This window comes from Burkholderia sp. CpTa8-5 (genome assembly GCF_017815045.1).
Lineage (GTDB): Bacteria > Pseudomonadota > Gammaproteobacteria > Burkholderiales > Burkholderiaceae > Burkholderia > Burkholderia sola.
Genome location: NZ_JAGIQD010000019.1, coordinates 97,054 through 109,123, shown reverse-complemented (window position 1 = coordinate 109,123; position 12,070 = coordinate 97,054). Strand labels below are relative to the sequence as shown.

General features: G+C 71.3%; 13 protein-coding genes. 10 read left to right on the top strand and 3 right to left on the bottom strand.

Translation table 11 applies throughout. From position 1 onward, the window contains the following. Positions 1 to 17: 17 nt before the first annotated feature. Positions 18 to 1,307 carry an FAD-binding oxidoreductase gene (locus tag J8I35_RS25150; protein ID WP_209927501.1) on the bottom strand — a complete coding sequence of 430 codons (1,290 nt, stop codon included), beginning with the start codon at positions 1,305 to 1,307 and terminating at the stop codon, positions 18 to 20. A gap of 76 nt (positions 1,308 to 1,383) precedes the next feature. On the opposite strand from J8I35_RS25150, the gene J8I35_RS25145 reads away from it, so the two are divergent. From J8I35_RS25145 to J8I35_RS25100, 10 genes are all read left to right on the top strand, one after another. Then, positions 1,384 to 1,818: a hypothetical protein gene (locus tag J8I35_RS25145; RefSeq protein WP_209927499.1), complete on the top strand. Its 435-nt coding sequence runs from the start codon at positions 1,384 to 1,386 to the stop codon at positions 1,816 to 1,818. A gap of 71 nt (positions 1,819 to 1,889) precedes the next feature. Next, the gene (locus J8I35_RS25140; RefSeq protein ID WP_050014943.1) at positions 1,890 to 3,038 is read left to right on the top strand and encodes an acyl-CoA dehydrogenase family protein; all 1,149 of its coding nucleotides are present in this window, start codon (positions 1,890 to 1,892) and stop codon (positions 3,036 to 3,038) included. A gap of 36 nt (positions 3,039 to 3,074) precedes the next feature. Beyond that, positions 3,075 to 3,479, top strand: a complete 405-nt coding sequence (locus J8I35_RS25135; RefSeq protein WP_050014941.1) for a hotdog domain-containing protein — start codon at positions 3,075 to 3,077, stop codon at positions 3,477 to 3,479. 17 nt (positions 3,480 to 3,496) lie between these two features. After that, positions 3,497 to 4,516, top strand: coding sequence for a nitronate monooxygenase family protein (locus J8I35_RS25130; protein ID WP_209927497.1), 1,020 nt, complete (start codon positions 3,497 to 3,499; stop codon positions 4,514 to 4,516). Further along, a complete protein-coding gene (pheA, locus tag J8I35_RS25125) occupies positions 4,513 to 5,655 on the top strand; it encodes a prephenate dehydratase (protein WP_209927495.1) in 1,143 nt (380 codons plus the stop codon). Before J8I35_RS25130 ends, pheA begins: the two co-directional genes overlap by 4 nt. Beyond that, on the top strand, positions 5,652 to 6,323 hold the full coding sequence (locus J8I35_RS25120) for a hypothetical protein (protein ID WP_050014935.1): 672 nt from the start codon (positions 5,652 to 5,654) through the stop codon (positions 6,321 to 6,323). The genes pheA and J8I35_RS25120 overlap by 4 nt, the downstream gene beginning before the upstream one ends. Then, positions 6,320 to 6,844: a shikimate kinase gene (locus J8I35_RS25115; RefSeq protein ID WP_179236058.1), complete on the top strand. Its 525-nt coding sequence runs from the start codon at positions 6,320 to 6,322 to the stop codon at positions 6,842 to 6,844. The genes J8I35_RS25120 and J8I35_RS25115 overlap by 4 nt, the downstream gene beginning before the upstream one ends. Before the next feature lie 152 nt (positions 6,845 to 6,996). Next, positions 6,997 to 8,442: an efflux transporter outer membrane subunit gene (locus tag J8I35_RS25110; protein WP_209927493.1), complete on the top strand. Its 1,446-nt coding sequence runs from the start codon at positions 6,997 to 6,999 to the stop codon at positions 8,440 to 8,442. Next, positions 8,439 to 9,638, top strand: coding sequence for an efflux RND transporter periplasmic adaptor subunit (locus J8I35_RS25105; protein WP_209927491.1), 1,200 nt, complete (start codon positions 8,439 to 8,441; stop codon positions 9,636 to 9,638). The genes J8I35_RS25110 and J8I35_RS25105 overlap by 4 nt, the downstream gene beginning before the upstream one ends. Positions 9,639 to 9,640: 2 nt before the next feature. Continuing rightward, positions 9,641 to 11,179, top strand: a complete 1,539-nt coding sequence (locus tag J8I35_RS25100; RefSeq protein WP_209927489.1) for a DHA2 family efflux MFS transporter permease subunit — start codon at positions 9,641 to 9,643, stop codon at positions 11,177 to 11,179. A gap of 222 nt (positions 11,180 to 11,401) precedes the next feature. Here the strand turns inward: J8I35_RS25100 and J8I35_RS25095 are convergent, their stop codons facing one another. Together J8I35_RS25095 and J8I35_RS25090 are read right to left on the bottom strand one after the other, a co-directional pair. After that, positions 11,402 to 11,713 carry a DUF1330 domain-containing protein gene (locus J8I35_RS25095; protein WP_209927484.1) on the bottom strand — a complete coding sequence of 104 codons (312 nt, stop codon included), beginning with the start codon at positions 11,711 to 11,713 and terminating at the stop codon, positions 11,402 to 11,404. Next, positions 11,710 to 12,060: a non-heme iron oxygenase ferredoxin subunit gene (locus tag J8I35_RS25090; protein WP_209927482.1), complete on the bottom strand. Its 351-nt coding sequence runs from the start codon at positions 12,058 to 12,060 to the stop codon at positions 11,710 to 11,712. The genes J8I35_RS25095 and J8I35_RS25090 overlap by 4 nt, the downstream gene beginning before the upstream one ends. Positions 12,061 to 12,070 lie beyond the last annotated feature (10 nt).

Here is a 12,070-nt window from a genome sequence, read left to right as displayed (position 1 = left end):
GATGGATTCCGGTGCAATCAAACGGTATCGCGCAGGCGGTACCAGGCCTTGCCGATCGCCTCCAGCGGCGCGGCCAGCCGGTCGCCGCCGGGAAAGCGCGGGTTGCGGATGCGCTGGTACTGCGCGAGCAGGTGTGCGTCGCCGAGCACGGCGTCGGCCACCGCGCGCGCACCGGCGAGCGTCGGCAGCACGCCGTGCCCCGAAAAGCCCTGCAGCCAGAAGCGCTGCCCGTGGCGACCGATGTCCGGCGTGCGACGCATGCTGATGTCGATGTGACCGCCCCACGCGTAGTCGAGCGGCACGCCGGCCAGTTGCGGAAACACGCGTTCGAGATGCGGGCGCGTCGCCGCCGCGATATCGGCCGGAATGCCGCCGAGATACGTGCAGCCGCCGCCGAACAGCAGCCGGTTGTCGGGGCTCAGGCGGAAATAGTCGGGCACGAACTGGTTGTCGATCACGCAGCTGTTGCGCGGCAGCAGCGCACGCGCGACGTCGGGGGCGAGCGGCGCCGTTGCCACCTGGTACGTGCCGACCGGCAGCAGCCGGCGCGCGAGGTCGCGATCGAGCCGGTCGACGTACGCATTGCACGCGAGCACCAGCACGTCCGCCCGCACTTCGCCGTGCGCCGTGCGCGCGACGTGGCCGCCGGCCGTCTCGCGGCAGTCGAGCACGCGGCTCTGTTCGAAGATGCGGCCGCCCGCGCACTCGATCGTCTGCGCGAGGCCGAGCGCGAGCTTCAGCGGGTTCAGGTGGCCGGCCTCGGGATCGTGGAGCGCGGCGAGATAGCGCGTGCCGCCGATCCATTCGGGCATCTCGTCACGGCCGATCACACGCAGCCGGTCGTAGCCCCACCGCTCGGCGGCCTCGTCGCGCGCCTGCGCCAGCATCGCGACGCGCCGCGGCCGCACCGCGGCCCACAGGCTGCCGAGCCGGTAATCGATGTCGAAACCGTGCCGCGCCGGCAGTTCGCGCACCTCGGCCGCCGCCCAGCGCATGCTGTCCCACAGCAGCCGCGCGCCGTCGCGGCCGAGCGCATCCTCGAGCGGCTGCATGTCGCACGACCAGCCGAGCAGCGCCTGTCCGCCGTTGCGGCCCGATGCGGCCCATGCGACGCGGCTCGCTTCGAGCATCACGACGCGCTTGCCGGCAAGCGCGAGCCGCAGCGCCGTATGCAGCCCGCTGAAGCCCGCGCCGACGACCAGCACGTCGGCATCGATGCGTTCGTCCAGCGCCGGCCGATGCGGGATCGGCGTCGGGTAGGTGCCGGCGTAATAGCTTGCGACGTGACGGTCGGACTGCATGAACATGCGGATTTCCGTGAAAATTACGCCGGTAAATTTCATGAAAAACTAGCATGACAATTTCACGGAAGCAAGGCCGGGCATGATTTCACCGATCGTCGGCGCGACGGAGTCGGGCCTTTCGGATCGTCTGACGGTTTATTTGTCGCGCGCTCCACCGACGCCTGCCTGCCGCCCGGCAGGTGTGACGGCAACGAAACGAGCATCGGGAATTCGACACGAACGCATTCCCCGCCGTCCTAATGATATGGACTGCGAATTCAATCGAATCGACCTGGACGACGAAGCATTGGCAATCCCACCGCGTGTCGCCCCACCACCGACACGCGATCGTCTTCCGTCATCGAAGCGCCGCGATACCGCCGACGACGACACGGCTGGACTGCCATCGCTCGCGCCGATGCGCGCGACGGGCATCACGATCACGTCCGCGTCCGGCAATCGCGCTCCGCCGCCCATCGCAACCCCGCTTGCACTCGAATCATCCGCCGCCGCACGCCGCATCGAAGTGCAATAACTGACAGTTTCTCGTCCCGGGCCTTTTCATTAGATTGGCGACACGATCCATGCAAAGTCTCGCGCCCCGACATGACTCTCACCGCCTGCGAAGCACAGCACACGACGACCGCCGCATACCGGGACATCGCCGAACGCCATGCGCGGTCCGCCCCTTGCGGCGCCTTCCATCGCGACGCATGGGATGCGTTGTCCGACGCGGGACTGTGGCGCGTGCCGGTCCCGCGCGAACTCGGCGGCGCGGGAGGCACGTGGCACGACTTCGTCGATGCCTTCGAAGCGGTCGCCGCGGCGCTGCGCTCCGTCGGCTTCGCGATGGCGCTCGCGAATCAGGCGACGCTGATTCGCGCGCTCGTCGCATACGGTTCCGACGCGCAGCGCACGCGGCATCTGCCGTCGCTGCTGTCCGGCGCCATCGGCGCCACGGCGATCTCCGAGAAAGGGACCGGCACCGAAGTGCGCGCGCTCGAAACGTGCCTCGTTCGCGACGGCGACCACTACCGGCTCGACGGCCACAAGTACAACATCAGCCACGCGCCCGAAGCGCGCCTGATGATGATCGTCGCGACCCTGACCGGCGACGGCAAGCCGGCCACCGCGCTGGTGCTGATCGATCCCGAACGCGCGGGCGTGCAGCGCAGCGCCCCGCAGGCGACGTTCGGCGTCGCGGATCTTCCGATCGGCGACGTCGCGCTGTCCGGCGTGCGCGTCGATGCCGACGAACTGCTCGGCACGCCCGGCGACGGGCTGCGCCTGCTGATGGACATCGCGTCGATGAATCGCGCGCTGTTCGGCCTGCTGTGCGCGAACGTCACCCAGCCGTTTCTCGCCGACGCGCTCGCGCACGTCAGCGCCCGCAAAACGCTCGGCGTCGCGCTGGACGCGCATCAACACGTGCAGCGCCGGCTGGTCGACGTCCAGGTCGGCATCGAACGCACCCGCTGGACGGCGCGCGCGGCGCTCGACCTGCTCGTCGCGCAGCGTCCCGAGGCGCTCGCGAACTGCTCGATCGCGAAGCTCGCGGGCGCGCGCGATCTCGCGCAGGCCGCGCTGCACCTGCTCGCGATTCACGGCAGCGACGGCTACCGGCGCGGGCCGCTCGCCACCTTCGTCGCCGACGCGCTCGCGATGGGCTCGGCCGGCGGCACCGAGGAAATGCACTACCGCAACATCTTCAGCCAGATGCAACGCCGCGCGGCCGCCACGGCGCGCGCGGCGTGACCGCACACCCTTCCCTCACCCGTTCAGGAGTTGCCCTTGACTATCCAGACTGGCCTGCGTGCCCGCGCCACCCACCGCGTCGACACGATTTCGCTCGCCGATCAATGGGGCGGCGAAGCGCACGCGCTCGCGAGCCCGATCATGATCATCTTCATCGAACAGACCTGCATGCAGGCGACCGACCATCTGCTGCCGGCCGGGCAGATGACGGTCGGCTACAACTTCGAGATCAAGCATCTCGCACCGACGCCGCCCGAATGGGAAGTGACGGTCGATGCCGAACTGATCGAGGTCGACGGCCGCATGATGACGTACCGGGTCGAGGTGCGCGACGCGGTGGGCGTCGTCGGCGAAGGCGTGCATACGCGCTGCGCCGTGAGCCGCGACGGCTTCCACCGCCGCCTGGAAGAGCGGCGCGACAGCGCGGCGCTCGCCCGCTAACGAGCCGGAGCCCGACCATGATTCCGCTTCCGCTGCAGGGTCTCCGGCTGCCGGTGATTGCGTCTCCGATGCTGATCGCGAGCTATCCCGAGATGGTGCTCGCCCAGTGCAGGAGCGGGATCGTCGGCGCATTTCCGGCGCTCAACGCGCGGCTCAGCGCGCAGCTCGGCGACTGGATCGACACGATTGACGGCACGCTGCGCGCGTACCGGGACGCCCATCCCGATGCGCCGGTCGGCCCGTACGCGGTCAACCATATCTGCCATCCGTCGAATCCGCGCGTCGAACAGGACCTGCGCATCTGCATCGACCGACGCGTGCCACTGATGATCACGAGCCTGCGCGCCCCGTCGCGCGACGTCGTCGACGCGATCCACGCGTACGGCGGGATCGTGCTGCACGACGTCACGACGGTGCGACATGCGCAGAAGGCGCTGGAAGCCGGCGTCGACGGCCTCGTCCTCGTCGCGGCGGGGGCGGGCGGCCACGCCGGCACGCTATCGCCGTTTGCGCTGGTCACGGAAGTGCGGCGCTTCTACGACGGCTTCATCGCGCTGTCCGGTGCGATCGCGACGGGCGACGCGATCGCCGCCGCGCGCGCGCTCGGCGCCGATTTCGCGTACATCGGAACGCGCTTCCTGGCGTCGCACGAAGCCAACGTGGTGCAGCGCTACAAGGACACGATCGTCGAAGCCAGCGCGGCCGACATCATCTACACCGACGCGTTCACCGGCGTCCACGGCAACTACCTGCGCCAGAGCATCGAGGCGGCCGGGCTCGACGCGCGGCGACTCGCCCGGGTCGACGGCGCGCAGCTCGATTTCTCGCCGGACGGCGGCGCGAAGCAGTGGCGCGACATCTGGGGGGCCGGCCAGGGCGTCGGCGCGATGGACGCGGTGCTCAGCGTCGCCGAAATCGTCGAACGGCTCGCGGTCGAATACGCGCGCGCCGTCGCCCGCATGCAGCCGGGCGCGGCGACGCACGTCGCCCCGCACCGGCCGGCCGTTTCCGCGACTTCACGGACCGATACGCGATGACGCCGACCGAACTTGCCGCCCCGTCGTCCGTCGACGATGCGATCGCACGCCGCCGCGCGCTGATCGACGTGATCGACGACCAGCTTCTCGAGCTGATCGGCCAGCGCATCGCTCACGCAACCGAGATCGGTCATCTCAAGCGGAATGCGGGGCTCGCGGTGCGGCAGCCCGCCCGCGAAGCGTCGATCGTCGCCGAGCTGTGCACGCGCGCGCCGTGGGGGCTACGCGACCGCGACCTGCGCGCCATCTGGCAGACGCTGTTCAGCGCGAGCCGTGACGCGCAATCGCTGCCGTCCGTCGCGTTCCTCGGCCCGTCGGGCACCTACACCGAAACCGCGATGCTGCGTCACTTCGGCGAATTCGCCCGCGGGCAGGCGCACGAGACGATCGACGCCGTATTCGACGCGCTCGCGCGCGGCGACGCGGAATGCGCGGTCGTGCCGGTCGAGAATTCGTCCGAAGGCACCGTGACCCGCACGCTCGACCTGCTGATCGCGCAAGCGGCGCCCGTCACCGGCGAGATCGAACTGCCGGTCGCGCACTGCCTGCTGAGCGCCAGCGGCTCGCTCACCGGCGTCGACAGCGTGGTCGGCCATCCGCAGGCGCTCGCGCAATGCCGCGCGTGGCTCGACGCGCATGCGCCCGGCCTGCGCCGCATCCCGGTGTCCAGCAACGCGGTGGCCGCGCGCGAGGCCGCGCACCTGTATGACTGCGCGGCGATCGCCGGCGAACCCGCGGCCGCGCTTTACGGACTGCGAATCGTCGCCAGCGCGATCCAGGATCACCCGGACAACCGCACGCGCTTCGTGATCGTCGGCGGCCAGACGCCGGCGCCGACCGGCTACGACCGCACGAGCATCGTGCTGCGGCCGACCGATGCGCCCGACGCGCTGGCGCGCGTGTTCGACGCGCTCGCCCACCACCGCGCGCCGCTGCTCTGGGTCGACGTGCGCCCGGCACGGGACGCCGGCCATGCATATCGGTACTGCATCGACTTCGGCGGGCATCCGCTCGATCCGAACGTGCGCGCGGCGCTCGACGAGATTGCGTTCGCCGCTTCCGAGCTGCGCGTGCTCGGCGCCTATCCGCGTGCCGCGGGCGGTACCGACCGGCACGCCGACGGCCCCGCCGCATCATGACGACGGCGCCCGCTTCGTCCCGCGTCGCGGCCCGGCTGCTCGCGATTCGCGACGGTCGCGACGATCGCCTGCTCGTGCTGTGCGGCATCGCCGCAGCGGACTGCCTGCCGCTTGCCGCCGGACGATGGCTGCGCGCGCTGCGCGCCGAATACGACGACGAACTGGAGCTGCTGCCGTTCGTGCGCGGCACGCCCGACGCCGCCGGCATCGCGTGCCTGCTGCGGCGCTGCGAGCGTCTGCGGCTGCCGGCGGTGGCGATCGGCGACACCGCGGCGACCGCCTATGGCCGCTGGCGCGCGTGCCTGCCCGCGGCGCCGCTGACCTGGCGGGTGCTCGAAACGTCCGCTGCACGGGCCGCGACACCGCTGCCCGGCGGTCTGCTGGCGCGCTGGCCGGTACGCGCGGCCGAGCCGGTCGACTGGCCGCGCTCGCGCCGCGTCATTGCGGATCTCGGCGCTGCGTCGCCGGCGCTTGGCGCGCGCATCGGCGCGCTCGCCGACGCACTGTGCGACGGCACGCTCGTAGTCGCCGGCATTGCGCTGGACACGGCCGCCGGCGCGCCGCACACCTTCATCACCGATGCGCTGGACCCGCTCGCGAACTACGTCCGGATGCAGCGCATCGCCGCCGTGACGCGCCGCGCGCCGTCGCTGCGGAGCCGCCTGTGAACCCGCGCCCGCAGGCCGGCCCGACGCGCATCGCGCTCGTCGGCATGCCCGGCGCCGGCAAGACGACGATCGGCAGCGCACTGGCCCGCGCGCTCGCGTTGCCGTTCGTCGACGCCGACCGCGAACTCGAACGCCGCTTCGGCGCGCCCGTCGCCGTGCAATTCCATGCGGGCGACTTCCGCGCACGCGAAGCCGACGTGATCGACGCGCTGACGCGCGGGCCGGCGCTCGTGCTCGCGACCGGCGGCGGCGCCGTGCTGCGCGACGACACGCGCGCGCGGCTCGGCCAGCGCTGTTTCGTGATCCATCTCGCGACCGATCTCGACACCCTGTGGCACCGCACGCGCGGCGACGCGTCCCGCCCGCTGCTGAACGTCGCCGACCCGCGCGCAGCGCTCGCCGCGCTGCACGACGCGCGCGAATCGCTGTACCGCGCCTGCGCGCACTGCCGCATCGACACCTCGGGCCAGTCCGTCGCACAAACGCTCGCGGCAGCGCTCGACGCACTCGCCATCGCGTAACCCGCGCGCCCCTGTCTGCCCCCTTCCGCTGTTTCGACGATGCCGTCCGGTGCGGCCGACTGCCATTTCTACCAGTTGCCGATCGTCAAATAATATCTAAAGATATATTTTTAGATACAGATCGTTTGCCTTCACGCGACAGGAAACCGACCATGCCCCTCCTCATCGACCGCGCGCGCGGCGCCCGCCGCCTGGTTCCCGCGCTCGCCGCGCTCGCGATCGCCGGCTGCGCGCCGTTCGGCCCGCAACGCCCGGCGGCCCGGATCACGCCCGTCGAGCAGCTCGATGCGGGCGCCGCGATCGGCGCGGCCAGCGCCGGCTCGCCGACGGTCGCCGAACGCTGGTGGACCGCGTTCGGCGATGCACAGCTGGATCGCCTCGTCGACGATGCGCTGGCCGGCGCACCGACGCTGCAGGCGCAGCGCGAACGGGTCGCGCAGGCGCTGGCCGACGCCGACGTCGAAAATGCCGCGCTGCTGCCGCAGCTCGGCGCGACGGCGAGCGCGGTGCCGACGCGCCTGCCCGGCAGCTACCGGACGCCGCCGCCCGCGGCCGGGCACTGGCAGGTCGACGCGCAGGCGCTGCTCGGCGCGTCGTGGGATCTCGACATCGCCGGCCGGCAGCACGCGCTGGCGCGCGCCGCCGCACTGCGCGCGGACCAGCAGCGCGCGCTCGAACGCGCGGCCGCCGTGTCGTTGCAGGCGGCGATCGTCGAAACGTATCTGCAACTCGCGCTCGAACAGCGACTGCTCGCGATCGCGCGCGATACGCTGCAGCAGCACAGCTATCTGCTGCGCCTCACGTCGCAACGCGCGGACGCCGGCCTCGACATGCAGGTCGCCGTGCTCAGGGCGAGCGAACCGATTCCGCACGCGCAGGCCGACATCGACACGCATGCGGCCGCGTCGGCCCGGCTGCGCCACCGGCTCGCCGCGCTCGTCGGCCGGGGGCCCGGTTACGCCGATGCGCTGACGCCCGCCGCGCCGCCGGCCGCGGCGCTGTCGATGCCGGCCGTCCTGCCCGCGGCGCTGATCGGCCGCCGGCCCGACGTCCTGGCCGCGCGCTACCGGGTCGAAGCCGAAGCGGCGAACATCGACGCGGCGCGCGCCGCGTTCTATCCGGACGTCAACCTGCTGGCCTTCGCCGGCGTGCAGAGCTTCGGCTTCCGCGCGCTGTTCCACGGCAACAGCGGCACGCTCGGCGCGGGCCCCGCGATCACGCTGCCGATTTTCGAGGGCGGGCGCCTGCGTGCCGGCCTGCGCGCGCAAACCGCCGCGTACAACGCGGCCGTCGCGACGTACGACGACACGGTCGTCAACGCGCTCGCGCAGGTCAGCGACACCCTCGTCCAGATCGACACGCTCGGCCGGCAGCGCGCGCTTCAGCGCGAGGCGCTGTCGCGCGCGCAACAGGCCTACACCATCGAAACGCAGCGCTACCGGAAAGGCATTTCCGGCTATCTCGACGTCCTGCTCGCCGAAGGCCGGCTGCTCGACGACCGCGCATCGGTCGCCCGCGCGGACGCGTCGTTCGCGATCGAACATGCCCGCCTGATCGCCGCGCTCGGCGGCGCCACTTCCACTGGAGTCACCCAATGAACCGTCCCGAATCCCCCGCCGCCGAGCCCGCGCTGCAACGCGCGCGCCGGCGCTACTTCCGCTGGTTCTTCATCGCGCTCGCCGGCGCGGCCGGCCTCGCCGCCGTCGCGTGGGCCACCACCCGAGGCACCGAGACGACCGACGACGCGTACGTCTCCGGCGACGTCGTGCAGATCTCGCCTCAGATCGGCGGCACCGTCGACGCCGTGCGCGTGCAGAACGCCGACTGGGTCCGTCCCGGCGACCTGCTGTTCAGCGTCGACAAGACCGACGCCCGGCTCGCGTTGGACGAAGCGGTCGCGCAACTCGCGCATGCGGTGCGCCAATACCGCACCGCGCATGCGGACGCGGTGCGCGACGAAGCGCAGATCCGGGTGCGGCGCACCGAATGGGCGAAGGCGAACGACGACCTGCAGCGCCGCCTGAGCCTCGCGCAAGACGGCGGCGTGTCGCGCGAGGACCTGCGCCATGCGCGGGATGCGATGGACGGCGCGGCCGCCGCGCTGAACGCGCAGCAGGCCGCCTACGACGCGACGCTCGCGCGCACCGACGGCACGTCGATCGACACGAATCCGCTCGTGCGCGCGGCGGCCGCCCGGGTCCGCAGCGCGGCGCTCGCGCTGCGCCGCACCGAAATACACGCGCCGCTCGGCGGGCTCGTCACGCGCCGGGTCGTGCAGGTCGGCCAGCACGTGTCGCCCGGCACGCCGTCGATGGCGCTCGTGCCGCTCGATCACGTGTGGGTCGAGGCCAACTTCAAGGAGTCGCAACTGCGCGGCATGCGCGCCGGGCAGCCGGTCGAGCTGTTCTCGGACCTGTACGGCAGCGACGTGGTGTTCCACGGGCGCGTCGTCGGGCTCGAAGCCGGCACCGGCGCCGCGTTCGCGGCCGTGCCCGCGCAGAACGCGACCGGCAACTGGATCAAGGTCGTCCAGCGCGTGCCGGTCCGGATCGCGCTCGATCCCGCCGAGCTGCGCGCGCACCCGCTGCGTATCGGCCTGTCGATGACGGCATCGGTACCGGTCGATCACGGCCCCGGCACCGCGTCGGCGTCGCCGCCCGCCCGTCCGCCCGAAGCGCGCCGGTCGATCGATGCCACGTCGATCTATCGCGACGACGACGAAGCGGGCGACGCGCTCGTCACCGAGACGATTCGCGCGAACAGCGGCGCACGCCCGCTCGCACCGGGAGCCTGACGATGCGCTTCTTCACCCGGAACGCGGCGCCGAAACTGCCGCTGGAACCGCTCGCCGGCATGCCGCTGGCGCTCGTCGCGATCGCGGTCAGCGTCGCGAATTTCATGCAGACGCTCGACCTGACGATCGCGAACGTCGCCGTCCCGACCATCGCGGGCGATCTCGGCGTCGCGCCGGACATGGGCACGTGGATGCTGACCTCGTTCGCGACGCCGCTCGCGATCACGCTGCCGCTCACCGGCTGGCTCACGCAGCGCTTCGGCCAGGTGCGACTGTTCCGCGTGTCGGTGCTGCTGTTCGTGCTGACGTCGGTCCTGTGCGGGATGGCGCCGAACTTCGAGTCGCTGCTGCTGTTTCGCGCGCTCCAGGGGGCCGCGTCGGGCCCGATCACCGCGCTGTCGCAGGCGCTGCTGCTCGCGGTATTCCCGTCGGCGCGCCGCCACGTCGCGCTGGCGGTGTGGCAGACCACGACGTTCGTCGCGCCGGTGCTCGGGCCGATCGCCGGCGGCTGGATTACCGACAACCTGAGCTGGCCGTACATCTTCTACGTGAACGTGCCGCCGGGCGTGCTCGTGCTGGGCGTGCTCGCGCGGCTGCTGAAGGGACGCGACAACGCGACGCGGCGGCTGCCGGTCGACGTCGTCGGGCTGCTGCTGCTCACCGCCGCGTTCGGTTCGTTCCAGTTGCTGCTCGATCGCGGCCAGAACCTCGACTGGTTCGCCTCCGACGAAATTCGCATGCTGGCGGTCGTGAGCATCGTGTCGTTCGTCGCGCTGATCCTGTGGGAACTGACCGACAACCATCCGATCGTCGACCTGCGGCTGTTCGCGGACCGCAACTTCACGACGAGCACACTCGCGATCACGGTCGGCTTCGGGCTCTACTTCGGCGCGCTGGTGCTCGTGCCGCTGTGGCTGCAGACCCAGCAGGGATACACGGCCACCTGGGCCGGCATCGCCACCGCACCGCTCGGCGTCGCGGGGATCGTGATCGCGCCGCTGCTCGGCCGCTTCCAGGGCCGCACCGACCCGCGCCTGCTCGCGACCGTCGCGCTCGTCGGCTGGGGCGCCGCGTCGTTCTGGCGCATGCATTTCAACAGCGACGTGACCCTCGGCGACATCGCCGCCAATTCGCTGCTGATGGGCGCAGCCACCGCGTTCTTCATCACGCCGCTCGTATCGCTGTCGCTCGCCGGGCTGGCCCGCGAGCGGCTGCCCGCGGCATCCGGGCTGCAGAACGCGCTGCGCCGGATCGGCACCAGCGTCGCGACCTCGGTCGCGCCGACCTACTTCGAGCGTCGCTCCCGCGTGCACAACACCTATCTCGTCGACCACATCACGCCGTACGATTTCGCGGCCGGCGACTGGTTCGCGCGGCTCGATCACGCGGGGCTGTCGCCGTCCGGCGCGCTCGCGTCGGTCTCGCATGCGATCGACGTCGAAGCGCACATGCTCGCGCTGAACGATTTCTCGTTCGGCTGCCTGCTGCTGTTCGGCGCAACGCTGCTGGCGGTCTGGTCGATCCGCTACCGTCATGCGTGACGTCGTGAGGGGAAAACGCCGGAAGCCATGTCGCCGGCGGAGCGATTGACCGGGCAACCGAGCGGCAGGCGACAGGCGGCGGAAGTCTCTGCCGGATCGCATCGCCGCCTCACCGATGAATCGACTGCGCGGGGCCGCGTTCGGCGGCGCCCCGAATGAAAAAAGGGGCCCCGCGCCGAACGACACGGCGCGGAGCCCCTTCTACTTCGACTTCGACTTCGCTTAACGCGGATCGCCGGCCGCCGGTACGTAGCCGTCGGCCAGGATGCCGGTCGTCCGCGCGGCCGGCTCGCGCAGGCGCTTGGCCGCCTGATAGCCCTCCGACCGATACCACTCGCGGGCGCGCTCCGCCGACTCGAATTCGAGCACGACGACGCGCTTCGGCGCCCAGTCTCCTTCCAGCGTCTCGACTTCGGCGCCGCGCACCAGGAAGCGCCCGCCGTACGCGGCCACCGTCGGCGCGCCGAGCCGGCGGTAGGCCTGGTACGCATCGACGTCGTGCACGTCGATATCGAACACCACGTACGCGCTCATGATCGCGCCTCCGCCGGCGTCGCCGCATCAGCCTGTGCGAGCTGCACGAACACGCGGCCGTTCTCGATCTTCACCGGATAGGTGTGCACGCACGTCGTCAGCGGCGCGCACAGCGCAATGCCGGTCCGCACGCTGAAGCGCCCCTGATGCAACGGGCATTCGATCTCGTCGTCGAGCAGGAAGCCGTCGCTCAATCGCGCGTCGCCATGCGTGCACTGGTTCTCGGTCGCGAAGATCTCGTCGCCGACCGCATACAGCGCGATGTCGCGGCCGCCCACCCAGACGCCGAGTATTCCGTCGGCGCGCACCGCTTCCGGCGCGACTGCATCGATCCATTCCGTAGTCACGTTCGGCACC